The sequence below is a fragment of the Streptomyces sp. NPDC001980 genome (genome assembly GCF_040296885.1).
In the GTDB taxonomy this organism is placed as follows: domain Bacteria; phylum Actinomycetota; class Actinomycetes; order Streptomycetales; family Streptomycetaceae; genus Streptomyces.
The window spans coordinates 222,372-247,488 of record NZ_JBEOYD010000010.1 but is presented as its reverse complement, the minus strand read 5'-3'; the positions used below and the strand labels follow the sequence as shown (position 1 = coordinate 247,488).

Sequence of the window (25,117 nt, the reverse complement as noted above, 5' to 3'; positions counted from 1 at the left end):
CGATGACGAGACGCTCGCAGGCGCGTTCGGGGAGACGTTGCTCCCAGGGCTGCATGCGCTCGTTACTGCACCGCCACGTACGCGACCGGCTCACTCCCCGCCACCGGCTCGGCGCGCCCCAGTTTCACCAGGCGTCGTAGATGAGCCTCGGCCTCCGAGACGGCGATGTTCCGCGATCCGTAGGGGATCTGGTCCCAGGGCCGGTTCCACTCCATCCGCACCGCCAACTGCCAGGGAGTGAGCGGCTGTCGGAGAAGGGAGAGGAGGCCGGCGAGGCGTTCCTCGTGATGGGCCAGGAGTTCCCGGACCCGTGCCGGTGCGTCGGTGAAGGTGTACTGGTGGGCCGGGAGGACTTCGGCGGGGGCCAGGCGGCCGATGCGTTCCAGGGAGTCGAGGTAGTCGCCGAGCGGGTCGGTGATCGTCGCGTCGTCGGGGTCCTCGTAGAGGCCGATGTGCGGGGTGATCTCGGGGAGGAGATGGTCGCCGGAGAACAGGCGTCCGTGGCCCGGCAGTTGGGCGGGGTGCTCCTCCTCCAGGTGCAGGCAGACGTGACCGGGGGTGTGCCCGGGCGTCCAGACGGCACGCAGCCGCCGGCCCGGTAGACCGAGGAGTTCGCCGGGCACGATCTCGCGGTCGGGGAGGGCGGGGGAGAGGCCGGGCAGAGAGCTGCGGCGGCCTCCGCGCAGCGGCGCCACGTGCTCCTCGGGCGCACCGGCGGCCGTCAGCTTGGCCTCCATGTAGCTGAACCACCGCTCGGACCTGGTCTCCCGCGTCCGCCGCACGATCGCCGCGTCGGCCGCGTGCATCGCGATCCAGGCCCCGGACGCCTCGCGCACCTTCCCCGACAGCCCGTGATGGTCGGGATGGTGATGCGTGATGACGACCCCGTGCACCTCGCCGACGTCCGTCCCGCACGCCGCCAGCCCCGCCACCAGCACGTCCCACGACCCGGGATCGTCCCACCCGGTGTCGACCAGCACCGGCCCCCGGTCGGTGTCCACCACGTACACCAGCGTGTAGCCGAGCGGATTGTCCGGAATGGGGACGGCCACGGACCGGACACCCCCACCGAGATCCCGCACCGCCACGCCCGACTGCGCTCCCGACTCCGCTCCCGCCGTGCCGCCCAGACCGTCCGCCATCAGCCTTCCTCCGCCCCCGCCGGTACCGCCGGCCCCACGGCCACTGCCCACTATAACCAGAGCTGATGATCCGTCAGATAGCCGGTGTCAGGCAGCGTGGTCACCGGCCGGGGCGACCGCATATTGGTTTGCCGCCGGCCGGACCGGCCGGATAGGAAGTCTCCATGCTGAGAGGTGACACGGTCGGGCTCAGGGCCCGGTACGAAGAGGACATCCCGGTTCTGCGGGCCGAGCTCTGGGACGACGTGGTCAACTCCTCGCGGGCCGACAGCCGGCCGTGGCGGCCGATCTCGCCCGGCGCGGACGACCCGCGGCTCTCGGTGGACCACCAGGACGAGGGAAGCGTCAAGTTCTCCGTGGTGGAGCTGGCGGGCGGCACGCTGGTCGGCACCGCGACGCTGTGGGGCATCGACACCCACAACCGCGGCGCGCACATCGGGCTGGGCCTGCTGCCCGCCGCCCGCGGCAAGGGCTACGGCACCGACGTGGTCGCGGTGCTGTGCCGCTACGGCTTCGTCGTGCGCGGCCTGCACCGGCTGCAGATCGAGACCCTGTCCGACAACGCCGCGATGCTGCGCGCCGCCGAGCGCAACGGCTTCGTCCGCGAGGGCGTGCTGCGCTCCTCGGCGTGGGTGATGGGCGAGTTCGTGGACGAGGTGCTGCTGGGGCTTCTGGCCACGGAGTGGCAGCCGGCCTCGAGGGCCTGAGCGCTCCGCCGGAAGTGCCGCGATCGCGGCGGTAGCCGCACATGCCATACGGCCCCGCGCCCCTTCAAAGCGCTGCCGAACCGCAGCGGACTTCGCCGGACCCGCTCAGGTCCTGGGCCTCGCCTTGGGGCTGGGGCGCGTATGCGGTGGTGGTGAACGGGCTGTCGCGTGAGGCCTTTTACCGATGACACAGTGCCGGGCATGGTGACTTCCCCGCTTCTGCGACAGCTGGCCCGCACCCGTCGCTTCACCCTCGGTGCACCCGCCCGGTTCACCGTGGCGCCGGACGGTGCCCGTGTCCTGTTCCTGCGGAGCCGGGCCGGGGACGATCCGGTCGGGTGCCTGTGGGCGCTCGACCCGGCAACCGGCGAGGATCGGCTGCTGGCCGACCCCGGCGGGCTGCTCGGCGACGCGGCCGACGAGGTGCCGGAGGAGGAGCGCATCCGGCGCGAGCGCGCCAGGCAGGGGGCCGCCGGGATCACCGACTACGCCACCGACGCGGCCGCCCGGGTGGCCGCGTTCGCGCTCTCCGGACACCTGTGGGTGGTGGACACGGGCTCCGGCGCCGGGCGGCGACTGCCCGCCCGGCAGCCCGTGGTGGACCCGCGCCCGTCCCCGGACGGCCGGTACGTCGCCTACGTCTGCGGCGGCGCGCTGCGGGTGATCGGCGCCGACGGCGGCGGCGACCGGGCGGTGGCCGCGCCCGAGCCGGCGGAAGGTCCGGACGTCTTCTTCGGCCTGCCCGAGCATGTGGCGAGCGAGTCGATGAACCGCCACCGGGCGTACTGGTGGGCACCGGACGGGGAGCGCCTGCTGATCACCAGGGTGGACAACCGGGAGGTCGGGCTGTGGTACCTCGCCGATCCGGCGGACCCCGCCAAGCCGCCGCGCACGATGCGCTACCCGCGGGTCGGTACCGCCAACGCCGACGTCACGCTGTGGATCGCCGACCTGGCGGGCAACCGCACCGAGGTCCGCTGGGACCGGGCCGGCTTCGAGTACCTGCCCGTGGCCGGCTGGGACGGGCACGGTCCGTTCGCCGCCGTGCTCAGCCGCGACCAGCGCACGCTCCAGGTGCTGGCCGTCGACCCGGCGGACGGTGCGACCGGCCTCCTGGCCGAGCGGCACGACGAGCGCTGGGTGGAGCTGCTGGTGCCCGGAGTGCCCGCGCGGACGGCCACCGGCCGGCTCGTCGACCACCTCGACCGGGGCGAGACCCGGCACCTGAGCGTCGACGGCACGCCGGTCACGCCGGACGGCCTGCAGCTGCACGAGGTGCTCGCGGTGGACGGCGAGACGGTGTTCTTCACGGCGGCCGCGGAACCCACCGAGCGCCATGTGTGGAGGTACCGGCCGGACCAGGGCCTGCACCGGTTGACCGAGCAGCCCGGCGTGCACTCCGGCGCGTTCGGCGGCGGCACGTTCGTGCGCAGCACGCGCACGCCGGATCTGCCGGGCTCGCACACCACCGTGCACCGGCTGACCGGGGACGGCCGGCCGGAGCCGGACGGCCCCGCGCCCGTCGAGATCGGCTCGCACGCCCAACGACCGCTGCTGCGACTGCGTGCCGAGTCCGCCGCCGTCGGGCCCCGCGAACTGCGCACCCGCCTCTTCCTGCCGTCCTGGCACCAGGCCGGTGACGCCCCGCTGCCGGTGCTGGTCGACCCCTACGGCGGCCCCGCCATGCAGAAGGTGCTGGCCGAACAGGCCTCGCACGCCTTCGTCTCGCAGTGGTTCGCCGAACAGGGCTTCGCGGTACTGGTGACGGACGGCGCCGGCACGCCCGGCCGCGGGCCGCGCTGGGAGAAGGAGATCTACGGCGACCTGATCGGCCCGACCCTGGACGACCAGGTCGCCGCGCTGCACGCGACGGCCGAGCGCCACCCGGAGCTGGACCTCGGCCGGGTCGGCATCCGCGGCTGGTCGTTCGGCGGGATTCTGGCCGCCGCCGCGGTGCTGCGCCGGCCCGACGTCTTCCACGCCGGGGTGTCCGGCGCCCCGCTCACCGACCAGCGGCTCTACGACGCCTGCTGGAAGGAACGCTTCCTCGGTCCGCCCGACCGGTACCCGGAGCACTACGAGCGGTCTTCGCTGCTCGCCGACGCTCCGAAGCTCAGCCGTCCGCTGCTGCTGATGCACGGACTGGCGGACGACAACGTCTTCGTGGCGAGCACGCTGCAGCTGTCCGCCGCTCTGCTGGCCGCCGGGAAGCCGCACGAGGTGCTGCCGCTGAGCGGGATGACACATGCCGCACCGGCCGACACGTTCGCCCGGCTGCTGGGGCACCAACTGGAGTTCCTCCGGCGGCACCTGGCCGGCTGACCGGGCACGGTGCCCTGCCAGGACACCCAGGACGTATTGCGACCCCTTCGGGGCGTCAAAGGTGCCGGCAAAAGTCCTGGTGGGAGCCTATTCGGCCCTGCCCCTGGCTTAGTTCAACTAGAACTGGTATCAGTTCTGAAACATCGTCAGGAAGGGTGGCGGGGCGCCATGACCGAGTTCCTGGAACACGGACAGCTCTTCATCGGCGGGGAGTTGACCGACCCCTTGGGCAAGGACGTCATCGAGGTGGTCTCTCCGCACACCGAGGAGGTCTTCGGCCGGGTGCCGCATGCCTCGCGGGAGGACGTGGACCGGGCGGTCGCGGTGGCCCGGCGGGCCTTCGACGAGGGGCCCTGGCCGCGGATGACGCTCGACGAGCGGATCGAGGTCGTCACCCGGATCAAGGACGCGATCGCCGTGCGGCACGAGGAGATCGCGCGGGTGATCTCCTCCGAGAACGGTTCGCCGTACTCCTGGAGCGTCCTCGCGCAGGCGCTCGGCGCGATGATGGTGTGGGACGCGGCGATCAGGGTCGCGCGCGACTTCACGTACGAGGAGACGCGCGACGGGGTGCTGGGCAGGATCCTGGTGCGGCGGGAGCCGGTCGGGGTGGTGGCGGCCGTGGTGCCGTGGAACGTGCCCCAGTTCGTGGCCGCCGCCAAGCTCGCCCCCGCGCTGCTCACCGGCTGCACGGTGGTGCTCAAGCCGTCCCCGGAGTCGCCGCTGGACGCGTACATCCTGGGCGAGATCACGAAGGAGGCCGGGCTGCCGGAGGGCGTGCTGTCGATCCTCCCGGCGGACCGCGAGGTCAGTGAGTACCTCGTCTCCCACCCGGGCGTCGACAAGGTCTCCTTCACCGGCTCGGTCGCGGCCGGCAAGCGCGTGATGGAGGTCGCCGCGAAGAACCTCACCCGGGTGACCCTGGAACTCGGCGGCAAGTCGGCGGCCGTCGTGCTGCCGGACGCGGACGTGGCGGCCGCCGTCGCCGGCATCGTCCCGGCGGCCTGGATGAACAACGGCCAGGCGTGCGTCGCCCAGACCCGCATCCTCGTCCCGCGCTCGCGCTACGACGAGTTCGCCGACGCCTTCGCGGCCGCGGCGAGCGCCCTGAAGGTCGGCGACCCGCTGGACCCGGCCACCCAGGTGGGCCCGCTGGTCGCCCGCCGCCAGCAGCAGCGGAACCTGGACTACATCCGCATCGGCCAGGAGGAGGGCGCCAAGATCCTCACCGGCGGCGGCCGGCCGGCGGGTCTGGAGAAGGGCTGGTACGTCGAGCCCACCCTCTTCGGCGACGTCGACAACTCCATGCGGATCGCGCGCGAGGAGATCTTCGGCCCGGTGATCTGCCTCCTCCCCTACGGCGACGAGTCCGAGGCGCTGAAGATCGCGAACGACTCGGACTACGGGCTGAGCGGCAGCGTCTGGACGGCGGACGTGGCGCACGGCATCGAGGTCGCGCGGCAGGTCCGTACCGGGACCTACTCCGTCAACACCTTCAGCCTCGACATGCTGGGCCCCTTCGGCGGCTACAAGAACTCCGGTCTGGGGCGGGAGTTCGGGCCGGAGGGGTACAGCGAGTTCCTCGAACACAAGATGATCCACCTCCCGGCCGGCTGGGAGGGGTGAGCACGCATGGGGGACCGCTGGCACGTCGAGGTCGACCGTTCGATCTGCATCGGCTCGGCCCAGTGCGTCCACCGCGCCACCGGGGCCTTCCGCCTCGACTCCGCCATGCAGTCCCACCCCGTGGACCCGGAGACGGACGCCAACGGAAGGGTCCTCGACGCGGCGGAGAACTGCCCGGTGGAGGCGATCACCATCACCCTGCTGGACAGCGGGGAGCCGGTGTTCCCGCCGGAGGACTAACGGCTTCCCAAGGCGGCGAACAGGGCGCGGGCGCGCGTGCCGTCCGGCTGCTGCCAGGCGCCGGTGACCTGCCCGACCGCGCCGTCGGGCGCCGTCGAACCGGCGGTCAGCACCCGCCGCAGCCGTAGCACCAGCCCGCCGTCCGGTACGGCGAACTCGGTGCTCTCGTCGGTGTCGACGGGGGCACCGAGACCGGGCACGGGACCCGCACCGGCGTAGGACCGGGCGACCTCACGGTCGGGGGTGTCGGTGATGCTCTGTGCCTGGGCCTCGGCGCGGCCCTCGATCAGGGCGAGCAACCCGGCGGCCAGGACCGGGTCGTGGCAGCCGTCGTAGGCCCAGCGGGTGCCGAGGACCCCGTGCTCCATGGTGCCGACGAGCGCGTGCTCGGCGCCGGGCAGCGGGGCGCCGCGATAGGTGAGCGGTACGAGGTACGCCCCAGGGCCCGCCGTGCGCTCGGTGACGACCATGAACTCGATCCCGACCTCGCCCGCCGGGTCGTCGAGCCGGAATCCGCCGGCCTTCACCAACTCCGGTACGGCGGGGCCGTGGTACCAGGGGCGGGTGGGGAGCCAGCCGGCGAGGAGCTCGACCTTGGTGGGCTTGAGAGTGGTGTGGTGGATGAGTGCCATGGGGGTGATTCTGCGTTCGGGCGGGGTCGCCCGGCCAGGTGTTTTCCGCCCCGGCGGCCACGAAATCCTGCCGCCGTCCTGGGGTACGCTCCTGCGGTCCGACGGTCCGAACAGGGTGGGAAACGTGCGCGAGTCCGAGGCCGAGAGCCTGATCAAGGAGGCTTACCGGGCGTGGGAGGCCGAGGAGTGGCTGGCCGCGGCCGGGCTCTTCGAGCAGGTCCTCGCACGGTTCCCGGACGAGGAGCGGAGCGCGGTGTGGTGGTACGACGCCGCGCTCGCCCACAAGTTCCTGCGCAACTGGGCGAAGGCCTGCGCCCTGGGCCGCGAGGCCGCCGCCCGGGCGCCGCGCGGGGAGGGCGACCCGGCGTTCTGGAACCTCGGCATCGCGGCCACCATCCAGGGTGACTGGGCCACCGCCCGGGACGCCTGGGCGGGCTTCGGCATCGACCTCCCGGCGGGGGAGGGGGAGATCGAGGGGCGGTTCGGGGCGGCCTGTGTACGGCTCGACACCGGCGGCGAACGCGAGGTCGTCTGGATCGACCGGCTGTGCCCCACCCGGGGCCGCGTGATGAACGTGCCGGTCACCGCGGGGCGGCGGTTCGGTGAGATCGTCGTGCACGACGGTGAGCCCAAGGGGCACCGGGTGGTCGACGGCCGGGAGTTTCCCGTCTTCGACGAACTGCTCCTCTTCCGCGCCTCCGAGCTGCCGACCCTGGAGGTGACGGTCAGCGCCGGCGAGGTCGCCGACCTGGAGGCGCTGATCGCCCTCTTCACCGAGCACGACTTCGGTGCCGAGGCCGCCAGCAGCCTGGAGGTGCTCTGCTCCTGCTGCAGCGAGGGCACCCACGAACAGCGGCGCCAGGCTCACGCGGGCGCCCAGCGGGTCTCCCTGGCGGCCCCGGAGGCGGAGGCCCGACGGCTGCTGGAGCGGTGGGCCGGGGAGAGCGCCGCCGGGCGGAGCTGGAGCGGGCTGGCGCCGGTGGGGTAGGCGGCCGGAGCGGTCGTATCGGCCATATCATGAAAAGTCCAAAAAATCCCCCATTGGGGGGTTCTTATTCGCTCTGCACGTTCTATGCTGGAAGCAGCCTACGAGGCGAGTGAGGGAGTCCGAGCGGAGTAGCCGACTCAGGCGTGACGCAGATGCAGAAGCATCCGCCAGTGCCGACGTCGACGGTCGGGCTGAGAGGCCGGAAGGCAGCAGCAAGGCCGGACGGCGACCCCCAACACCTGATCCGGACCATGCCGGCGAAGGGAACCCGTCTCGTAGGCGTTCGCATGCCCTGCGGCGCCTACGGCTTCTGCTCCGGCTCCGTCAGGTCGATCAGGCGGCACACCGTCTCGATGTCGATCTTCACCTGGGCGATGGAGGCGCGGCCCGAGAGCCAGGTGATCAGCGCCGAGTGCCAGGTGTGCTCGATCACCCGGACGGCGGACAGCTGGGCCGGGGTGGGGTCGGTCAGGCCCATCGCGTCCAGGATGATCGCCGTCGTCTGCCGGGAGACCTGGTCCACCTCGGGGGAGACGCTGCGGTCGGCGAAGGTGAGGGCGCGGACCATCGCGTCGGCCAGGTGGGGCTCGCGCTGGAGGGCCCTGAAGGCCCGCATCAGGGTCTCGGCCACCCGCTCGGACGCCGCCTCGCCCGCCGGCGGCTTCTTGCGCAGCGTGCCGTGCATGTGCTCCAGCTGGTCCTGCATGGTCGCGACCAGCAGATGCACCTTGGACGGAAAGTAGCGGTAGAGCGTGCCCAGGGCCACCTGGGAGGACTCGGCCACCTCCCGCATCTGCACCGCGTCGAAACCGCCCCGGCTGGCCAGCTGGGCGCTCGCGTGCAGGATCCGGCGGCGCCGGGCCTCCTGTCGCTCGGTGAGCGGCGGGGTGGCCGATCTGGCGCCGATGTCCACCTTGGCTTCCGCAGGCATGGGTCCCGTCCGTGACAGTCGGTGAGGGCAGTGCTCAGGGCGAGTGATCAGACAGCATGGCAGGGGTTCCCGCCGTGGCGCGAATCACCCGATCCACTGCTCACTCCGCCCCTACCTGCCGGTAGATTCAGAGCCTCTTGAACGATCAAGTCTGAAACTTGTTCTAGATTACCGTCCCGGCGTAATCTCACGGGAAAGTGCAGGGAGAAGGGGGCCCAGAGTGACCGCTGAGGCCAGGCGGGCGGGTGCCGACGAGGAACCCGCCGCCGACGGCGAGCGACCGCTCGACATCGCGCTCCTCACCTATAAAGGGAACCCGTTCTGCGGCGGCCAGGGTGTGTACGTACGACACCTGTCGCGCGAGCTGGCCCGGCTCGGGCACCGGGTCGAGGTGATCGGCTCGCAGCCGTACCCCGTCCTGGACGAGGGATACCCGGGTCTCACCCTCACCGAGCTGCCCAGCCTCGACCTGTACCGCTCCCCGGACCCGTTCCGGACGCCCGGGCGGGACGAGTACCGGGACTGGGTGGACGCCCTCGAGGTGGCCACGATGTGGACCGGCGGCTTCCCCGAACCGCTGACCTTCTCGCTGCGCGCCCGCCGCCACCTGCGCGCCCGCGCCGGGGAGTTCGACGTCGTCCACGACAACCAGACGCTGGGATACGGCCTGCTGGGGGACATCGGCTCCCCCCTGGTCACCACCATCCACCACCCCATCACCGTCGACCGGCAGTTGGAGCTGGACGCCGCCGAGGGCTGGAAACGGCGGTACTCCGTACGGCGCTGGTACGCCTTCACCCGGATGCAGAAGCGGGTCGCCCGCCGGCTGCCCTCCGTGCTCACCGTCTCCGGCACCTCCCGCCAGGAGATCGTCGACCATCTCGGCGTCCGCGAGGACCGCATCCACGTCGTCCACATCGGCGCCGACACCGACCTCTTCGCGCCGAATCCCGCCGTCCCCCAGGTGCCCGGCCGGATCGTCACCACCTCCAGCGCGGACGTGCCTCTCAAGGGGCTGGTGTACCTCGTGGAGGCGCTCGCCAAGGTACGGACCGAGCACCCCGCCGCCCACCTCGTCGTCGTCGGCAAGCGGCCCGTCGAGGGGCCCGTCGCGCAGGCGATGGAACGTTACGGCCTGGACGGCGCCGTCGAGTTCGTGAAGGGCATCTCCGACGCCGAACTCGTCGACCTGGTCCGTTCGGCCGAGGTCGCCTGCGTGCCGTCGCTCTACGAGGGCTTCTCGCTGCCCGCCGCCGAGGCCATGGCGACCGGCACCCCGCTGGTCGCCACGACCGGCGGCGCGATCCCCGAGGTCGCCGGGCGCGACGGGGAGACCTGCCTGGCCGTACCGCCGGGCGACGCGGGCGCGCTGGCGGCCGGGCTGAGCCGGCTGCTCGGCGACCCGGAGCTGCGGCTGCGGCTCGGCGGGGCGGGCCGTGAGCGGGTGCTGCGGCACTACACGTGGGCGCGCGCCGCGGAGGGCACGGTGGCCCGCTACCGCGAGGCGATCGCCCGCTCCGCCGGCAGCGCGAAGGACCGCTCCGCGGCCGAGGCCGTGGCCCGCTCCGCGCCCCGCGATCCCGGCCGCTCCGCGGCCTCAGCTGGTGTTCGTCACGAGAGTGAAAGCAGGGCCACGTGCTGACCGTCGACTTCTCCCGGTTCCCGCTCGCGCCGGGCGACCGCGTCCTGGACCTCGGCTGCGGGGCCGGCCGGCACGCCTTCGAGTGCTACCGGCGCGGCGCGCAGGTCGTGGCCCTCGACCAGAACGGCGAGGAGATCCGCGAGGTCGCCAAGTGGTTCGCGGCGATGAAGGAGGCCGGCGAGGCCCCGGCGGGCGCGACCGCGACCGCCATGGAGGGCGACGCCCTGGCCCTCCCCTTCCCCGACGAGTCCTTCGACGTCGTCATCATCTCCGAGGTGATGGAGCACATCCCCGACGACAAGGGCGTGCTCGCCGAGATGGTGCGGGTACTGAAGCCCGGTGGCCGGATCGCCGTCACCGTGCCCCGCTACGGCCCCGAGAAGGTCTGCTGGGCGCTCTCCGACGCCTACCACGAGGTCGAGGGCGGCCACATCCGCATCTACAAGGCCGACGAGCTGGTCGGGAAGATCAGGGAAGCCGGTCTGCGGCCCTACGGCAGCCACCACGCGCACGCGCTGCACTCGCCGTACTGGTGGCTGAAGTGCGCGTTCGGCGTCGACAACGACAAGGCGCTGCCGGTGCGGGCGTACCACAAGCTGCTGGTCTGGGACATCATGAAGAAGCCGCTGGCCACGCGCGTCGCCGAGCAGGCGCTGAACCCGGTCATGGGCAAGAGCTTCGTCGTCTACGCCACCAAACCGCACCTGCCCCGGGCCGAGGCCGGCCCGAAGGCCCCGTCGGCCGCGTCGGACGCCGAGGTGGCCGCCAAGTGACCACCCCCCGGACAGAACACCTCGTCCTGCCCGGGGTCCTCACCGCCGAGCAGGCCGCCGCGACCGTCCGCGGCATCCTCGCCGTGCAGCGGGAGGACGGCGCGATCCCGTGGTTCCGGGGACACCACCTCGACCCCTGGGACCACACCGAGGCCGCGATGGCGCTGGACGCGGCCGGGGAGCACGCGGCCGCCGAGCGGGCGTACCGCTGGCTGGCCCGGCACCAGAACGAGGACGGCTCCTGGTACGCGGCCTACGCCGACGGCGCGCACGACGACGTCACCGACCGTGCCCGCGAGTCCAACTTCGTCGCGTACATCGCCGTCGGCGTCTGGCACCACTACCTGTCCACCGGCGACGACACGTTCCTCGACCGGATGTGGCCCGCCGTCTACGCGGCCGTCGAGTGGGTGCTGCGGTTGCAGCAGCCGGGCGGCGAGATCGGCTGGCGGCGCGAGGACGACGGCACGGCGACCGACGAGGCGCTGCTGACCGGGAGTTCGTCGATCCACCACGCGCTGCGCTGCGCGCTCGCCATCGCCGAGCAGCGGGAAGAACCGCAGCCGGACTGGGAGTTGGCGGTGGGCGCGCTGCGGCACGCGATACGGCGGCACCCGGAGCGGTTCCTGGACAAGGACCGGTACTCGATGGACTGGTACTACCCGGTCCTCGGCGGGGCGTTGACCGGTGCGGAGGCGGGCGCGCGGATCGAGAAGGACTGGGAACGGTTCGTCGTGCCCGGGTTCGGGGTGCGGTGCGTCGTACCCAATCCGTGGGTGACCGGCGGGGAGTCGGCCGAGCTGGCGCTGGCGCTGTGGGCGGTGGGGGAGTCCGACCGGGCGCTGCAGGTTCTCCAGTCCATCCGGCATCTGCGGGACGCCGAGTCGGGGCTGTACTGGACGGGGTACGTCTTCGAGGACGACGCGATCTGGCCGCGGGAGCTGACGACGTGGACGGCGGGGTCGCTGCTGCTCGCCGTTGCCGCGCTCGGGGGGCATGACGCGACGTGTGCGGTGTTCGGGGGCGGGGAGCTTCCTGCTGGGCTTGAGGTGGATTGCTGCGCCTAAGGGGGCGGGGGTTCTGCGCGGTGGCGGGTGCGGCGCCGTTGGGGCTGGTCGCGCAGTTCCCCCCGCCCCTGCGGGGTGCTCTTTCAGTGGCGGTGCATACGGTTGGCGATCGCGTGGCCCACGAACAGGTAGACCACCGCGGCCAGGCCGTAGCCGGCCACCACTCGCGCCCATGCCTTGTCGAAGGTGAACAGGTCGTGTGACCAGCCGGCCAGCCAGTCGGCCGCGTCGTGGACGAACTGGACCAGGCTGTTCGCCCGGTTCGCGTCCAACAGGTACATCAGGATCCAGAGGCCCAGGATGAGGGCCATGATGTCGGCGACGATCGCGACGACCCTACCGGCCTGATTGGCACCGCTTTCAGAGGACATACCCTGCGGCTTGCCGCTGTACGGTCCTTGAAACCTGAACCGCGTTCTCCCCGAGTGGCGAGGTGCCGCCATCTGGGTGAGGCTGCCGGAAGAAGCAACCCGCTCGGGGACGACACCGAGACACACGGGAGGACCTGTGCCCGTACCGATACGGCGCCTCGTCGTCACGCTCACCCTCTGCTGCGCCCTGGTCGCCGGTGTCACCGCCTGCGCCGGCAGCACCCGGAGCAAGGCCGTCGACACCGGCATAGCGGTGGCCCCGGTGGCCGACACGCCGAGTCCGAGTACGTCCGCGGAGAGGCAGAAGCTCGCCAAGACGCGGTTCGTAGCCAACGCGGGTCTCGCCGCCGGCGCGACCTACCAGTGGATCGTGAAACCGTGGAAGGCCGGCAAGTTCAAGAAGGGCGCCCACGGCCGAACCTTCACCCTGATCAAGGCCGCTGCCGCGGGTGGGTTCGCGTACAACCGGCTCAAGGCCGCCAAGCGGAACGCCGAGGGCGACCCGCTGCTCTCCAAGGCCCTCGCACCGCTCACCGCCGCGATCGACGGACTGAAGGACCTGCCGTCCAAGCTCCGCAAGGGCGACCCGAACGCGGCGAGTTCGTTCCAGGACGTCATCAACGGCGTGAAGGACGCGGGCAGGAGCGCCGGTGCCCCGGTCACCAACCAGGTGCCGAAGGCGTCCCAACTCACCCAGTAGCGAGCACAGTTGGGAGAATGCGGCGCCGGTGTGCCGTTCGCCCCGTGTTCGGCCGGAGTTGACGCTTCCGGCGGGGACCGTTCGAGGCGGTGCCCGATGATCCTGCCCCCGGAGAGGCAGGAGCTCAGGTGTCCGACTCCAGACCCGTCACCGCCGGCGAGCCCCGGCTCGGCATAGGCCGAAGACCCCGGCGTCACTTCCCCCGCCACGTCCTGCTCGCCCTTCCCCTGGCCCTCGCCGGCCCGCTCTCCCTGCTGCTGCCCGCCGACGTGCCCCGGCCCTACCGGAGCGTCGTCACCATCGAGGCCAAGATGGCCTCCAAGTCGGACTTCTTCAAGGACCGCGAGGTCCAGCGGCTGCTGCTCAAGCACGGCATCCGGGTGGACATCCACCGCCTCGGCTCCCGGGGCATCGCCACCCAGTCCCTCAAGGGCATGGACGTCGTCTTCCCGTCCGGCCAGCCCGCCGCCAAGATGATCCTCGACCGGCAGCAGGGCATGACCGCGAAGTCCGCCCGCCCCTTCGTCACCCCGCTGGTCCTCGCGACCTTCCGGGACTACGCCGAGACCCTGGTGAAGGCCGGGGTGGCGCGCCCCCAGCCCGGCTCGGACGCGGCCCACACGCTCTACTACGACCTCGACATGCGCCGCTTCATGGGCCTGCTCGACGGCAAGGACGACCGGAAGAACCTCAAGGACGGCTCCGGCCGTACGGCCGACACCTGGAACGGCATCGGCTACCGCGAGGTCAGCGGGCACAGCAACAGCGGCCGGGTGCTGGTGCGCACCTCCAGCGTCTGCGAGTCCAACTCGGCCGGCACCTATCTGAGCATCCTGGCCTTCGTCGCCGGCGGGAACACCACCCCCGGCACCACGGACACCGGCAACCCCGAAGGCGCCGTACGCAGCCTCGCCGAGAAGATCAAGCCCCTGATCGACCTCCAGGGCATGTGGGCCGACGAACAGGCCGACAGCTACTTCTCCGACCTGGGCGAGAGCATCGCACCCGTCTCGGTGATCTACGAGCACCAGTACCTGGCCCACCAGGTCGAGTACCACGACAGGCACCACCGGCAGGACACCGACCGGGTCCTGCTCTACCCCACCCCCTACGCCCTCACCGAACCCCAGCTGATCTCCCTGAGCCCCGAGGGCGACCGGCTCACCGAGCTGATGCAGAACGACCCCGAACTGCGCGACCGCGCCGTGGAACTCGGCTTCCGGGTACGGTTCAGCGGCGAGGACGGCACCAGCGAGCGGCTCAACGCGTACCTGCGCGACCACGGCATCCAGGCGCCACGGCAGAACAACGACGAGACCAAGGTGTACGAGCCCGCCCTGGACGTCCTGGAGGACATCATCACCTACGTGGGCGACTGCCCGCCGCCGGTCCGGGACGACGAATGAGGCGGTACCCGCGGGCGGTCCGCACCGCCTGTCTGGCCCTGGCCCTCTTCCTGCCCGCCGCCCTCACCACCGGGTGCGGCCAGAACGACGAGGACCGGGTCACCCTGCGCGTCCTCGCCAGCCCCGAACTCGCCGACATGGCACCGCTGCTGGACGAACTGGCGGCCGACACCGGGGTCCGCCTCGACATGTCGTACGAGGCCACCGCCGACCTCGCCGGGCAGCCGCCCGCCGCCGGGACATCGTCGTACGACCTCGCCTGGCCGGTCTCGGACCGGTCGTTCCTGCTGCGGTTGCAGGCGTCCGGGAAGAGCGCGGCGCGGCCCGAGTCGACGCCGATCATGCGCTCCCCGGTCGTGGTCGGGCTCACCCCCTCGGTCGCCGAGCGGCTCCGCAAGGGGGTGCCCGGTGGCCGGCTGACCTGGGCGGACATCGCGGACGCGGCCGCCCGCGGGATCGTCCGGTTCGGGATGGCCGACCCGCGGCGCAGCGACACCGGGCGGGCCGCCCTGGTCGGCGTGGCCACGGCGGCGGCCGGCACCGGCAGCGCGCTGCGCGCACAGGACGTCTCCTGCGACCGGTTGCGCGGCTTCCGCTCCGGCCAGACCCTGACCGGTGCCAGCTCGCGCGACCTGCTGGCCGGCTACCCGGCCCACCAGGACCGGGCCGACGCCCTGATCGCCCACGAGTCCGAACTGCTCGCCCTGAACGCCACGGAGAAGCTGCGCGAGCCGTTGGAGATCGTCCACCCCGACGACGGGATGGTGCTCTCCGACTTCCCGCTGCTGCTCCTCGACCCGGCGCAACGGGAGGCGTACCGCAAGGTGGTGGACTGGCTGCTCGGCGCCGACGCGCAGCGGAAGCTGATGGAGACGACCTACCGGCGGCCGGTCGACCCGGACGTCACCCCGGCACCCGCCCTGCGCACCTCCGTCGGCAACGCGCTGTCCTTCCCCGACCGCCTGGCCGTCGTCGAGCAACTGGTCGACGACTACGGCGATCCCGCCGACCCGACCGCCGACCAGGTGGTGTTCGTGCTGGACTTCTCCACCTCGATGCGCGGCCGGCGGATCGCCGAACTGCGCGCCGCCTTCACCGGGTTGAGCGGTGCGGACACGTCCACCGGCGGCAAGTTCACCCGGTTCTACCGCGGGGAGCGGCTCACTGTGGTCCGCTTCGGCGGGCACGTCCTGCAGGAGCGCACGGTGACCGTCCGCGACGACGGTGATCTGCGCGCCCTCGACAGGGTGGTCGCCGACGGCGGCTTCGACGACGCCACCGCCGTGTGGTCGGCGCTCGACCGCGGCTACCGGATCGCCGTCGGCGCCGTGCGCGCAAAGCCCGAACGGCCGGTGGCGATCGTCCTGATGACCGACGGCGAGAGCAACTCGGGCCTGTTCTACGAGGAGTTCCGGCGCCGGTACGACGCGCTCGGCGACGCGGCCAAGGCGGTGCCGACGTTCACCGTTCCGTTCGGAGAGGCCGACGCCGGCGCCCTGGCGCGGGCCGCCACGGCCACCGGGGGCCGCATGGTCGACGCCGGGCTCTCCTCCCTCTCCGAGGCGTTCAAGGAGATCCGTGGCTGCCATTGACAGCGAGTGGTGGGGCGCGTGGGGGTGGCCGTGGGCCCTCCTGTGGGCGCTGACGGCAGTGGGCTGGGCGGTCCTCGCAGGGTACGGCGTGACGGCCTTCGTCCGCCGGCAACGCAGCCGCGGGGGCGGGCGGACCGTCCACGGCATGTGCTTCTACCTGCACGAGCAGCGGGTGATGGACCTCTTTCAGAGCGGCGGTTTCGCGGCGGCCCTGGAACAGGAGGTCGCCGACCGCACCAACGTCACCACCGGGTTCGGCCTCAAGGGCCGGCTCGGTTTCGGGGACGGGGGAGCGACCCAGGACATCACCCGGGAGCGCGTCACGACGTACGTCACGCAGAACACCCCGATCACGGTGATACGGCTGCTCATGGACACGATGCGCAAGGAGGACGTGGTCGTGGACGCCGACCTGCTCGCCGACCGGCTCGTGCCCAACCGGGCGCTCGGCGAACGGCTGCGGGAGCGGCGTGCCGAGCGGGTCGCGCTGAGCGACGTGATGTCGGAGTTCGTCTGGGTCACCGGCCGCTTCACCGCCCGCAGGCTGGGCGACCGCACCCTCGTGCTGCGGGCCGGCTACGGGGCGGCCCCGGACGAGCCCGCCCACGTCAAGATGACCTGCTCGGTCTCCGGGGTCCGTGAGGAGTTCCGGGACGAGGAGTACCCGGACGGCGTCGAGTTCCAGGCCCGTTGCCTGGGCAAGGTGCGCAGCTGGAACCGCCAGGCCCGGGAGCTGACCCTGGACCCGCTCGCCGTCTTCCGCTGAGCGCCGGACAGCTCCTGGGCCCCTAGGAGTTGAGCTCGGCCAGCACCCGCAGGGTGTGCGGGTCGGGTGCCAGGGCCAGCAGGTCCGTCACCGGGCCCTTGCGCCACAACTCCAGCCGCTCGGCGATGCGTTCGCGGGGGCCGACCAGCGAGATCTCGTCGGCGAACGCGTCCGGCACCGCCAGCACGGCCTCTTCGCGCCGCCCGGACAGGAACAGTTCCTGGATCCGCCGCGCCTCCTCCTCGTACCCCATGCGGGCCATGAGGTCGGCGTGGAAGTTGCGGGCGGCGTGGCCCATGCCGCCGATGTAGAAGCCGAGCATGGCCTTGACGGGAAGGAGTCCGGCCGCCACGTCGTCGCAGACCTTGACCTGGGCCATGGGGGCGACCAGGAAGCCCTCCGGGAGGTCGGCGACCGCCGGGCCGTACACCTCGGGCCGGCTCGGCGCCCAGTACAGCGGCAGCCAGCCGTCGGCGATCCGGACCGTCTGCGCGACGTTCTTCGGCCCCTCGGCACCGAGCAGTACCGGCAGGCCGGCCCGGAGGGGGTGGGTGATCGGCTTCAGCGGCTTGCCGAGACCGGTCGCGTCCGGCCCCCGGTACGGGAGCGGGTGGAAGCGGCCGTCCACCGCCACCGGCCCCTCCCGGCGCAGCACCTGCCGTACGACGTCCACGTACTCCCGTGTCGCGGTCAGCGGCGACTTCGGGAACGGGCGGCCGTACCAGCCCTCGACGACCTGCGGCCCGGACAGCCCGAGCCCGAGCAGCATCCGGCCACCGGACAGATGGTCCAGGGTCAGCGCGTGCATCGCGGTGGTGGTCGGCGACCGGGCCGCCATCTGGGCGACGGCCGTGCCCAGCCTGATCGTCGACGTCTGCGCGGCGATCCAGGTGAGCGGGGTGAAGGCGTCCGAGCCCCAGGACTCCGCCGTCCACACCGAGTCGTACCCGAGCCGCTCCGCCTCCCGCGCCAGCGGCACATGGTCCGCGGAGGGCCCGCGCCCCCAGTAGCCGAGTGCCAACCCGAGCCGCATGGCCACCTCCTGACGTTGCGTCAGACAATCGCCGGGCGACTGTACGACAACGGCCCCTCACCCGGAAGGGCAAGGGGCCGTACGTGCGGGGCTGTTCAGCCGCGCTGGATCCCGGAGGTGTCCTGGAGCACGCCGCGGCGGCCGTCCTGGGTCTGCGCCACCAGGGCGGCGCCCCGCTGCTCGACCGCCAAGTACCAGGTGCCGGGCGCGAGTTCGGCGATCGGCGCGGTCGAGCCGTCCTCCGCGAACAGCGGTCGCGACACCGGTACGGCGAACCAGAACGGCGAGAAGTCGGGGGCCGGCGGCTGCTGTGCGGCGGCCGGGGGCTGCTGCTGGCCGAAGGGCTGACCGGGCTGCGGCTGCGGCTGCGCGCCGTAGGGCTGGCCGGGCTGCGGGGCGGCGGCACCGGGGTAGCCGTAGCCGCCGGGGGGCTGGGCGCCGTAGGGCTGCGGGGCCTGCGGCTTGGGGGCCGGGACCAGGGCCGCCTGGAGCGCCGGGACCAGCGGGGTGGCGATCGCGGCCGCGGCCAGGACCAGCGCCGCGATCAGACCGAGGATCAGGCCGGAGCCCGCACCGACGTCGGCGCCGCCCAACTGGTCGGAGAACGCGCCCAGCGGGTCGATGGTCGACCAGAACGCGGTCCACAGGGAGAACACGGTGAGGCCGACGCCGATCTGGCCCAGGTCGAGCCCGACGAACTTGAACGGCTGCGGCAGTGCGCGGGCGAGGACGATCAGGACCGCGCCGGCGATGCCGCCGACGTACATGCTCATCACGAGGCCGAGGTTGTCCCAGGCGTTCGGGCCGGACTTGTCGAACGTGTCGAGGAACGACGCGATGAACAGCAACACCGCTGCTCCGATCACCGCGCCGTCGCCTCTAGTGAGGGAGCGGATATTCACTTCAGGTCCTTCGTGGGTCGTCTCGTCGGCGGAGGAGGCGTCGCGGGAGTGTGCCCCTCGTCCTAGGAATCGATCGTAGGAATCGTAGGAAGGACACTATCGTCCGAACGATCAGGGTGTCCGCCCGGAGGGGCCTGCCGGTGCCTACCCGCGCAGGAAACTCACGATTCCCTCAGACATCCCCTGTGCCGCCTTCTGCCGCCAGGCCCCGCTGGTCAGCAGTGCCGCGTCCTTGCTATCGCGCATGTTGCCGCACTCGATGAACACCTTGGGAACCGTTGACAGATTGAGACCGCCGAGATCCTTGCGTACGTCGAGGCCGGTGCCGTTGCCGACGTAGTTGGACGGCGCGCTGCCCGTGACCTTCGCGAAGTCGGTCTCGATGTGCTCGCCGAGGGTGCGGGAGGAGTCGACGATCGGGCGGGTGTCGGCGGCGCCGGAGTGCACGGAGGCCGGGAGGATGACGTGGAAGCCGCGGTCGCCCTCGGGTGCTCCGTCGGCGTGGATGGAGATGGCCGCGTCGGCGTGCGCGGCGTTGCCGATCTCCGCGCGCTTGGTCACGCACGGCCCCCAGGCCGGCTGGTCCCCGTCGTGCGTCAGCTTCACCGTGGCGCCCTGCCGCTCCAGCAGGGTACGCAGCCGGTGCGCGACGTCGAGGGAGAAGCGGGCCTCGCTGTACCCGGCGTTGGTGGACGTGCCCGTCGTGTCGCACTCCTTCCAGTTCGTCCCGATGTTCACCTTCTGGTTGATCTCGGACGTGTGCTGGAAGTTCCCCGGGTTGTGCCCCGGGTCGATGACGACGACCTTGCCCTGCAGCGGGCGGGCCGCGCTCGGGCTCGGGCTCGCACCGGGCACCTTGGCGTCGTCGCTCGGCGCCGCGGCCGCCGACTTGGGCGTCGCCGCGTCCGCCTGCCCGGCAGCGCTCCCGCCGGAGCTCCCGCCGGGCTTGCCCACCCCCTCGTACACCACCCATCCGAGCAGCGCACCGGGCACCAGCGCGGCAAGACCGACGGCGAGCGGCGCCCGCCGGAACCGGCGCTGCTGCGGGGAATCGAATTCCGGGCCTGTGTACGACACGTCTGTGACTCTAACCGCGCCCTCAGATCCCCGCCCCCGTTCGCCGCAGGACACGCAGCGAGTCGTGGGCCGCGACCTCCGTGAAGGCGCCCGACTCCAGGGCGCGGAGGTAGACGCGGTAAGGGGCCTGGCCGGTGAACTCGTCCTTCGGGTCCGGGAAGACGTCGTGGATCAGGAGGAGCCCGCCTTGGGCCAGATGAGGGGCCCAGCCCTCGTAGTCGGCGGTGGCGTGCTCGTCGGTGTGGCCGCCGTCGACGAAGACGAAGCCGAGCGGGGAGTTCCAGAACGCGGCGATCTGCGGGGAGCGGCCGACGACGGCGACGACGTGGTCCTCCAGGCCCGCCCGGTGCAGGGTGCGCCGGAACGTGGGCAGCGTGTCCATCAGCCCGATCTCCGGGTCGACCGTCTCCGGGTCGTGGTAGTCCCAGCCCGGCTGCTGCTCCTCGCTGCCCCGGTGGTGGTCGACGGTGAGCGCGGTGACCCCGGCCGCGCGGGCCGCGTCGGCGAGCAGGATCGTCGAGCGCCCGCAGTACGTCCCGACCTCCAGCAACGGCAGGCCGAGCCGCCCCGCCTCGACGGCGGCCGCGTACAACGCGAGTCCCTCGCCGACGGGCATGAACCCCTTCGCCGCCTCGAACGCGGCCAGGATCTCGGGCTTGGGGGCTGCCGCGGTCATGGGCGTCCTCTCCCTCATTCACTCGTACGACTGTCCGGGCGTCCATGCTGCCGTACCTGCTCTGCCGGCCCGTCGACAGGGGTGTGCGCCGGCCGAATCGGTCGCGGGGCTGGCCCTCAAGCGCACTCCAACTCCTACACTGACGCCGCCAACCCGCCCCACCTGCAACGGAGTTCCGACATGCGCTACCGCGTCCTCGGCAAGACCGGCATCGAGGTCAGCACCCACTGCCTCGGCACGATGATGTTCGGAGGCGTGGGCAACCCCGACCACGAGGACGGTGCCCGCGTCATCGACGCGGCGCTCGACGCCGGCATCAACTTCGTGGACACCGCCGACATGTACTCGGCCGGTGAGTGCGAGGAGATCGTCGGCAAGGCGCTCAAGGGCAGGCGCGACGACGTGGTGCTCGCCACGAAGGTGCACTTTCCGCTGGGGGAGGGGCGCAACCGCAGCGGCAACTCGCGGCGCTGGATCCTCAAGGCCGTCGAGGACAGTCTGCGGCGGCTGGACACCGACTGGATCGACCTCTACCAGGTGCACCGCCCCGACCACACCACCGACATCGAGGAGACCCTGTCCGTCCTCGGCGACCTGGTGACGGCGGGGAAGATCCGGGCGTTCGGCTGCTCCACGTTCCCCGCCGAGGACCTCGTCGAGGCGCACCACGTGGCGGAGCGGCGCGGGCTGATGCGGATGCGCACCGAGCAGCCGCCGTACTCGCTGCTGGCCCGCGGCATCGAGCGGGCCGTACTGCCCACCGCGCAGCGCCTGGGCATGGGCGTGCTGACCTGGTCGCCGCTCGCCTCCGGGTTCCTGTCCGGCGCCCACCGCGAGGGCCGGCCGGTCGACCTCACCACCGGCCGGGCCAAGCTCTCCCCGCAGCGCTTCGACCCCGCCGCGCCCGGCAACGCCGCGAAGTACGCGGCCGTCGAGCAGCTCATCGCCCTCACCGAGGAGGTGGGCTGCACCCTGCCGGAGCTGGCCGTCGCGTTTCCGCTGGTGCACCCGGCCGTGACGTCGGTGATCATCGGCCCGCGCACCATGGACCAGCTCACCGGGCTGCTCAAGGGGGCCGAGCTGGTCCTCGACGACGAAGTACTCGACCGCATCGACGAGATCGTGGCCCCCGGCACCGACCTCTACCGGGCCGACGGCGTCTGGCAGCCGCCGTCCCTCACCGACTCGGCCGCCCGCAGGCGCCCGACCGGGGAGCGCGCGGCCGCGGGCTGACCCGGGCGCACGCCGGAGGGGTCCTGTGGCAAGCAGGAGGGCCCCGCCGCAAACTGGACGGGTCCCGTAGCAAGTGGGGGGCGGCCGCGTCGTACTCGCGGCCGCCCCCCACGGAGTGTCACGCGCTGACCGTCTCCCCGGGGAGTGCCAGGTCCAGGTCAACCGCCCGGTCGTCCCCGGCGTGGGTCGCCGACGAGGCGAGCGGGCCGTGACCCGCCGCCTTCGCGGCCAGCACGTACGCCCCCTCGGCCGGTACCGCGAGCGCGTAGGTGCCGTCCTCGCCGGACAGCGTGGCGCCCGCCTGCCGCCCCCGCCGGTCGATCAGGGTCACCTTGGCGCGGGCCACCGGCACGCCCGTGGCGTCCAGGACGCGGCCGCGGAAGCCGCGCAGCACCTCCTCGGCGCCTGCGAGCACCGCCTCCTCCTCGCTGCTCGCCCGCAGCTGCGTGTGCTGGGCGACCTCGGCCGGCCGGCCCCGCTTCGGCAGCAGCAGGGCGAGGACCAGACCCACCGCGACCGCTCCGGTGGCGATCAGGAACGAGACCCGGAAGCCGTGCATGGTCGGGATGGCGACGCCGCCCACGTGGTTCGCCGTGTTGGCCAGCACCATGCCGATGACGGCGCTGGACACGGACGTACCGATGGACCGCATCAGCGTGTTGAGGCCGTTCGCCGCGCCGGTCTCCGAGGCCGGGACCGCGCCGACGATGAGCGCCGGCAGCGAGGAGTAGGCGAGGCCGATGCCCGCGCCGAGGACGACCGCGATGACCAGGCTCTGCCAGGCCGCGCTCATCAGGCCGAGACCGGCGCCGTAGCCGATGGCGATGATCAGCATGCCGAGGATCAGGGTGGTCTTGGGGCCGTACTTGGCGGAGAGGCGGGCGTAGACGGGGGCCGTGAACATCATCGTCAGGCCCAGCGGGGCGACCAGCAGGCCGGCGCTGACCATCGACTGGCCGAGGCCGTAGCCGGTGGCCTTCGGGAGCTGGAGCAGCTGCGGCAGGACCAGCGAGACGACGTAGAAGCTGACGCCGACCATGATCGAGGCGAGGTTGGTGAAGAGCACCGCCGGGCGGGCCGTGGTGCGCAGGTCGACCAGCGGGGCCGAGTGGCGCAGCTCGAACACGCCCCACAGCAGCAGGACGGTCACCGAGGCGGCGAACAGGCCCAGCGTGGTGCCGGACGACCAGCCCCAGTCGCTGCCCTTGGTGATGGGCAGCAGGAGCAGCACCAGACCGGCCGACAGGCCGATCGCGCCGGGCACGTCGAAGGAGCCCTCAGCGCGCATCGGGGATTCCGGTACGACGAGGAGGGTCAGGGCTATGGAGAGCACGCCGAGGCCGGCGGCGCCGTAGAACAGGGCGTGCCAGTCCATGTGCTGCGCGACCAGGGCCGCGGCGGGCAGCGCGAGGCCGCCGCCGACGCCGATCGAGGAGCTCATCAGCGCCATCGCCGAGCCGAGCTTCTCGCGCGGCAGCATGTCGCGCATCAGGCCGATGCCCAGCGGGATCGCGCCCATGGCGAAGCCCTGGAGGGTCCGGCCCACGATCATCGTGAGCAGGTCGCTGGTGAGCGCGCTGATCAGCGCGCCGACCACCATCACGGCGAGACTCAGGACCAGCATCCGCCGCTTGCCGTAGAGGTCGCCGAGGCGGCCCATGATCGGGGTCGCCACGGCGCCCGACAGCAGTGTCGAGGTCAGGACCCAGGTGGCGTTGCTGGGTTCGGTGGCCAGCAGCTGCGGGAGGTCCTTGATGACCGGAACGAGCAGGGTCTGCATCACCGCGACCACGATGCCCGCGAAGGCGAGGACCGGGACCACGGCCCCGCTCGCGCCCCGGGCGGGCTGGTCGGTCGTCGTGTGCGTCATTGAGTGAGGCCTCCGGGCCGAGAGAGTGACGGGAAGTAACGGCGTGCGTGCGGAATAAGTGCTCGGTAAACCTCGTATGCACAGGCAACTATTCCGTTGCTTCGAGCTGCTAACGAATCCTTGACCCTCCCATGGGTTTCTGATCTCCCGTCAGGGTCTGGCCTGTTTGTGGAACGTGTTCTAGTCTCCCGCGTCATGGCTGCTGTGAAGGCGTATGTCGCCGGGGTCGGGATGACCAAGTTCGAGAAGCCCGAGAGTCGTGACTGGCAGTACTGGGACATGGTCCGGGAGGCCGGCGGCTCCGCGCTCGCCGACGCCGGGGTCTCCTATGCCGATGTGGAACAGGTTCCCGTCGGCTACTGCTTCCAGCCCTCCACCGCCGGTCAGCGCGCCGCCTATGAGCTGGGTCTCACCGGCGTCCCCGTCTACAACGTCAACAACAACTGCGCCACCGGCGCGACCGCCCTGATGCTCGCCCGCCAACTGGTCGAGGGCGGGGCGGCCGACTGCGTCCTGGCCCTCGGCTTCGAGAAGATGAAGAGGGGCGCGCTGGGCGGCGGGGCCGACGGCGGTGACTTCTCCACCTCGCCCGTCGCCCGGCACTACGGCGTCATGGCCGCCCGGCACGGCTTCGAGATGACCCCGCCCACCGCGCAGATCTTCGGCGACGCGGCCCGTGAGCACATGGAGCGGTACGGCACGACCGAGGCACAGCTCGCCGCCGTGGCCGCCAAGAACCACCGGCACTCCGCGGACAACCCGTACGCCCAGTTCCAGGACGTGTACGACGTGGCCGGCATCCTCGCCGCCCGCACCGTCCACCGCCCGCTCACCAAACTCCAGTGCTCGCCCACCTCCGACGGCGCGGCGGCGGCCGTGGTCGTCTCCGAACGGTTCGCCGAACGGCGCGGCCTCACCGGTCTTGTCGAGATCGTCGCGCAGGCGATGACGACCGACACCGAGGAGTCCTTCGCGTCGGGCTCGTGCATCGACGTCGTCGGACAGCCCATGTCACGGGCCGCGGCCCGGCAGGTGTACGACCGCTCCGGCCTCGGCATCGAGGACGTCGACGTCGTCGAGCTCCACGACTGCTTCTCCGTCAACGAGCTGCTGACCTACGAGGCGCTCGGCATGTGCGCCGTCGGCGAGTCGGGCAAGCTCGTCGAGTCCGGCGCGACCACGTACGGCGGCCGGTGGGTGGTGAACCCCTCCGGCGGGCTCATCTCCAAGGGGCATCCGCTGGGCGCGACCGGGCTCGCACAGACCGCCGAACTTGTCTGGCAGCTGCGCGGCACGGCCGGTGACCGGCAGGTGCCCGGGGCCCGGGTGGGACTCGCGCACAACATCGGACTGGGCGGGGCGGCGGTGGTCACGCTGTTCCGGCGGGCGGCGTAGGCCGTACGACCGAGGGCCGGCGACCG

At 72.1% G+C, this 25,117-nt stretch carries 23 protein-coding genes; 14 read left to right on the top strand and 9 right to left on the bottom strand.

Annotated elements, in window-relative coordinates; genetic code table 11:
- Nucleotides 1-62: 62 nt before the first annotated feature.
- On the bottom strand, nt 63-1,142 hold the full coding sequence (locus ABT137_RS18250; RefSeq protein WP_351709757.1) for a Strvi_7410 family MBL fold metallo-hydrolase: 1,080 nt from the start codon (nt 1,140-1,142) through the stop codon (nt 63-65).
- A gap of 164 nt (nt 1,143-1,306) precedes the next feature.
- Between ABT137_RS18250 and ABT137_RS18245 the strand changes: the two genes are divergently transcribed.
- The 4 genes from ABT137_RS18245 to ABT137_RS18230 all read left to right on the top strand — a co-directional run bounded on the left by ABT137_RS18245 (nt 1,307) and on the right by ABT137_RS18230 (nt 6,037).
- Nucleotides 1,307-1,849: a GNAT family N-acetyltransferase gene (locus ABT137_RS18245; RefSeq protein ID WP_351709754.1), complete on the top strand. Its 543-nt coding sequence runs from the start codon at nt 1,307-1,309 to the stop codon at nt 1,847-1,849.
- A 201-nt stretch (nt 1,850-2,050) separates the two neighbouring features.
- A complete protein-coding gene (locus ABT137_RS18240; RefSeq protein WP_351709751.1) occupies nt 2,051-4,171 on the top strand; it encodes a S9 family peptidase in 2,121 nt (706 codons plus the stop codon).
- A gap of 168 nt (nt 4,172-4,339) precedes the next feature.
- A complete protein-coding gene (locus tag ABT137_RS18235) occupies nt 4,340-5,797 on the top strand; it encodes an aldehyde dehydrogenase (RefSeq protein ID WP_351709748.1) in 1,458 nt (485 codons plus the stop codon).
- A gap of 6 nt (nt 5,798-5,803) precedes the next feature.
- The gene (locus ABT137_RS18230) at nt 5,804-6,037 is read left to right on the top strand and encodes a ferredoxin (RefSeq protein WP_046728337.1); all 234 of its coding nucleotides are present in this window, start codon (nt 5,804-5,806) and stop codon (nt 6,035-6,037) included.
- Here ABT137_RS18230 and ABT137_RS18225 read toward each other — a convergent pair.
- Complete coding sequence (locus ABT137_RS18225) at nt 6,034-6,669, bottom strand: maltokinase N-terminal cap-like domain-containing protein (RefSeq protein ID WP_351709745.1); 636 nt, start codon at nt 6,667-6,669, stop codon at nt 6,034-6,036. The two genes, ABT137_RS18230 and ABT137_RS18225, sit on opposite strands and share 4 nt — an antisense overlap.
- A gap of 124 nt (nt 6,670-6,793) precedes the next feature.
- Between ABT137_RS18225 and ABT137_RS18220 the strand changes: the two genes are divergently transcribed.
- Entirely contained in the window at nt 6,794-7,657 is an 864-nt protein-coding gene (locus tag ABT137_RS18220) for a tetratricopeptide repeat protein (RefSeq protein WP_351709742.1), read from the top strand.
- A gap of 301 nt (nt 7,658-7,958) precedes the next feature.
- Here ABT137_RS18220 and ABT137_RS18215 read toward each other — a convergent pair whose 3' ends face one another.
- A complete protein-coding gene (locus ABT137_RS18215; protein ID WP_351709739.1) occupies nt 7,959-8,588 on the bottom strand; it encodes a TetR family transcriptional regulator in 630 nt (209 codons plus the stop codon).
- A 220-nt stretch (nt 8,589-8,808) separates the two neighbouring features.
- Here ABT137_RS18215 and ABT137_RS18210 point away from each other — a divergent pair, with 220 nt between their 5' ends.
- From ABT137_RS18210 to ABT137_RS18200, 3 genes are read left to right on the top strand one after another with little or no spacing between them, the layout of a single operon-like run.
- Nucleotides 8,809-10,230, top strand: coding sequence for a glycosyltransferase family 4 protein (locus ABT137_RS18210; RefSeq protein WP_351709736.1), 1,422 nt, complete (start codon nt 8,809-8,811; stop codon nt 10,228-10,230).
- A complete protein-coding gene (locus ABT137_RS18205) occupies nt 10,224-11,003 on the top strand; it encodes a class I SAM-dependent methyltransferase (protein ID WP_351709733.1) in 780 nt (259 codons plus the stop codon). Before ABT137_RS18210 ends, ABT137_RS18205 begins: the two co-directional genes overlap by 7 nt.
- Entirely contained in the window at nt 11,000-12,070 is a 1,071-nt protein-coding gene (locus tag ABT137_RS18200) for a prenyltransferase/squalene oxidase repeat-containing protein (RefSeq protein WP_351709730.1), read from the top strand. The genes ABT137_RS18205 and ABT137_RS18200 overlap by 4 nt, the downstream gene beginning before the upstream one ends.
- An 83-nt stretch (nt 12,071-12,153) precedes the next feature.
- Here the strand turns inward: ABT137_RS18200 and ABT137_RS18195 are convergent, their stop codons facing one another.
- Complete coding sequence (locus tag ABT137_RS18195; RefSeq protein ID WP_351709727.1) at nt 12,154-12,441, bottom strand: hypothetical protein; 288 nt, start codon at nt 12,439-12,441, stop codon at nt 12,154-12,156.
- Between the two features lie 136 nt (nt 12,442-12,577).
- Between ABT137_RS18195 and ABT137_RS18190 the strand changes: the two genes are divergently transcribed.
- The 4 genes from ABT137_RS18190 to ABT137_RS18175 all read left to right on the top strand — a co-directional run bounded on the left by ABT137_RS18190 (nt 12,578) and on the right by ABT137_RS18175 (nt 16,905).
- The gene (locus ABT137_RS18190; protein ID WP_351709724.1) at nt 12,578-13,141 is read left to right on the top strand and encodes a hypothetical protein; all 564 of its coding nucleotides are present in this window, start codon (nt 12,578-12,580) and stop codon (nt 13,139-13,141) included.
- A gap of 128 nt (nt 13,142-13,269) precedes the next feature.
- The gene (locus ABT137_RS18185; protein WP_351709722.1) at nt 13,270-14,547 is read left to right on the top strand and encodes a hypothetical protein; all 1,278 of its coding nucleotides are present in this window, start codon (nt 13,270-13,272) and stop codon (nt 14,545-14,547) included.
- Nucleotides 14,544-16,139, top strand: coding sequence for a substrate-binding domain-containing protein (locus ABT137_RS18180; RefSeq protein WP_351709719.1), 1,596 nt, complete (start codon nt 14,544-14,546; stop codon nt 16,137-16,139). Before ABT137_RS18185 ends, ABT137_RS18180 begins: the two co-directional genes overlap by 4 nt.
- Nucleotides 16,126-16,905, top strand: coding sequence for a hypothetical protein (locus ABT137_RS18175; protein ID WP_351709716.1), 780 nt, complete (start codon nt 16,126-16,128; stop codon nt 16,903-16,905). Before ABT137_RS18180 ends, ABT137_RS18175 begins: the two co-directional genes overlap by 14 nt.
- Before the next feature lie 22 nt (nt 16,906-16,927).
- Here ABT137_RS18175 and ABT137_RS18170 read toward each other — a convergent pair whose 3' ends face one another.
- From ABT137_RS18170 to ABT137_RS18155, 4 genes are all read right to left on the bottom strand, one after another.
- Nucleotides 16,928-17,938, bottom strand: coding sequence for an LLM class F420-dependent oxidoreductase (locus tag ABT137_RS18170; RefSeq protein WP_351709713.1), 1,011 nt, complete (start codon nt 17,936-17,938; stop codon nt 16,928-16,930).
- A 95-nt stretch (nt 17,939-18,033) separates the two neighbouring features.
- Nucleotides 18,034-18,840, bottom strand: coding sequence for a hypothetical protein (locus ABT137_RS18165; RefSeq protein ID WP_351709710.1), 807 nt, complete (start codon nt 18,838-18,840; stop codon nt 18,034-18,036).
- 144 nt (nt 18,841-18,984) lie between these two features.
- Entirely contained in the window at nt 18,985-19,917 is a 933-nt protein-coding gene (locus ABT137_RS18160) for an N-acetylmuramoyl-L-alanine amidase (RefSeq protein WP_351709707.1), read from the bottom strand.
- Nucleotides 19,918-19,939: 22 nt separating this feature from the next.
- Nucleotides 19,940-20,593: a class I SAM-dependent methyltransferase gene (locus tag ABT137_RS18155; protein ID WP_351709704.1), complete on the bottom strand. Its 654-nt coding sequence runs from the start codon at nt 20,591-20,593 to the stop codon at nt 19,940-19,942.
- Nucleotides 20,594-20,773: 180 nt separating this feature from the next.
- Here ABT137_RS18155 and ABT137_RS18150 point away from each other — a divergent pair, with 180 nt between their 5' ends.
- Nucleotides 20,774-21,826: an aldo/keto reductase gene (locus tag ABT137_RS18150; RefSeq protein WP_351709701.1), complete on the top strand. Its 1,053-nt coding sequence runs from the start codon at nt 20,774-20,776 to the stop codon at nt 21,824-21,826.
- A gap of 118 nt (nt 21,827-21,944) precedes the next feature.
- Here the strand turns inward: ABT137_RS18150 and ABT137_RS18145 are convergent, their stop codons facing one another.
- Nucleotides 21,945-23,696 (bottom strand): MFS transporter, encoded by a 1,752-nt coding sequence (locus tag ABT137_RS18145; RefSeq protein ID WP_351709698.1) that lies wholly within the window; start codon nt 23,694-23,696, stop codon nt 21,945-21,947.
- Between the two features lie 195 nt (nt 23,697-23,891).
- On the opposite strand from ABT137_RS18145, the gene ABT137_RS18140 reads away from it, so the two are divergent.
- The gene (locus tag ABT137_RS18140) at nt 23,892-25,091 is read left to right on the top strand and encodes a lipid-transfer protein (RefSeq protein WP_351709695.1); all 1,200 of its coding nucleotides are present in this window, start codon (nt 23,892-23,894) and stop codon (nt 25,089-25,091) included.
- Nucleotides 25,092-25,117: the final 26 nt, after the last annotated feature.

Bases quoted from the DNA above. Each gene is read 5' to 3' on its own strand.
- ABT137_RS18245 (WP_351709754.1), top strand. From the start codon at position 1,307: ATGCTGAGAGGTGACACGGTCGGGCTCAGGGCCCGGTACGAAGAGGAC.
- ABT137_RS18150 (WP_351709701.1), top strand. From the start codon at position 20,774: ATGCGCTACCGCGTCCTCGGCAAGACCGGCATCGAGGTCAGCACCCAC.
- ABT137_RS18215 (WP_351709739.1), bottom strand. From the start codon at position 8,588: ATGCCTGCGGAAGCCAAGGTGGACATCGGCGCCAGATCGGCCACCCCG.
- ABT137_RS18235 (WP_351709748.1), top strand. From the start codon at position 4,340: ATGACCGAGTTCCTGGAACACGGACAGCTCTTCATCGGCGGGGAGTTG.
- ABT137_RS18155 (WP_351709704.1), bottom strand. From the start codon at position 20,593: ATGACCGCGGCAGCCCCCAAGCCCGAGATCCTGGCCGCGTTCGAGGCG.
- ABT137_RS18140 (WP_351709695.1), top strand. From the start codon at position 23,892: ATGGCTGCTGTGAAGGCGTATGTCGCCGGGGTCGGGATGACCAAGTTC.
- ABT137_RS18180 (WP_351709719.1), top strand. From the start codon at position 14,544: ATGAGGCGGTACCCGCGGGCGGTCCGCACCGCCTGTCTGGCCCTGGCC.
- ABT137_RS18145 (WP_351709698.1), bottom strand. From the start codon at position 23,696: ATGACGCACACGACGACCGACCAGCCCGCCCGGGGCGCGAGCGGGGCC.
- ABT137_RS18230 (WP_046728337.1), top strand. From the start codon at position 5,804: ATGGGGGACCGCTGGCACGTCGAGGTCGACCGTTCGATCTGCATCGGC.
- ABT137_RS18225 (WP_351709745.1), bottom strand. From the start codon at position 6,669: ATGGCACTCATCCACCACACCACTCTCAAGCCCACCAAGGTCGAGCTC.
- ABT137_RS18170 (WP_351709713.1), bottom strand. From the start codon at position 17,938: ATGCGGCTCGGGTTGGCACTCGGCTACTGGGGGCGCGGGCCCTCCGCG.
- ABT137_RS18250 (WP_351709757.1), bottom strand. From the start codon at position 1,142: ATGGCGGACGGTCTGGGCGGCACGGCGGGAGCGGAGTCGGGAGCGCAG.
- ABT137_RS18195 (WP_351709727.1), bottom strand. From the start codon at position 12,441: ATGTCCTCTGAAAGCGGTGCCAATCAGGCCGGTAGGGTCGTCGCGATC.
- ABT137_RS18240 (WP_351709751.1), top strand. From the start codon at position 2,051: ATGGTGACTTCCCCGCTTCTGCGACAGCTGGCCCGCACCCGTCGCTTC.